The following is a 405-nucleotide window of genomic DNA, read 5'->3' on the forward strand; positions in this document are numbered from 1 at the left end:
CCAAACTTAATTGAGGGCGACCCTTCTCCCGAAGTTACGGGCCCATTTTGCCTAGTTCCTTAGCCATGAATCTCTCGAGCACCTTAGATTTCTCATCCCAACTACCTGTGTCGGTTTACGGTACGGGCTGCTTTAATTGATTTTCTTGGAAGAACGGCCTCTAGATTATCACCGCCACCGTAGCTTTGGTGTACTATCTCTACCTTACAGTAGATTCAACGTGCAATTCCGTCTGCACGCACTAGATTTCCTTCTCCGTCTCGTTTAATTTAAAGCAGGTAGCAGAATATTAACTGCTTGTCCATCGACTACCCCTTTCGGGTTCGCCTTAGGCCCCGACTAACCCTCAGCTGATTAGCATAGCTGAGGAATCCTTGGTCTTTCGGTGTGCGGGTTTCTCGCCCG

Annotated in this window: 1 rRNA gene; it reads right to left on the minus strand. The window is 48.6% G+C overall.

Features of this window, described 5'->3' with window-relative positions:
- Positions 1–405 (minus strand): 23S ribosomal RNA (locus LB449_RS13825); the annotation flags it as partial.

Origin of the sequence: Psychroflexus lacisalsi, from assembly GCF_020164495.1 — a bacterium.
Classification (GTDB): Bacteria; Bacteroidota; Bacteroidia; order Flavobacteriales; family Flavobacteriaceae; genus Psychroflexus; species Psychroflexus lacisalsi.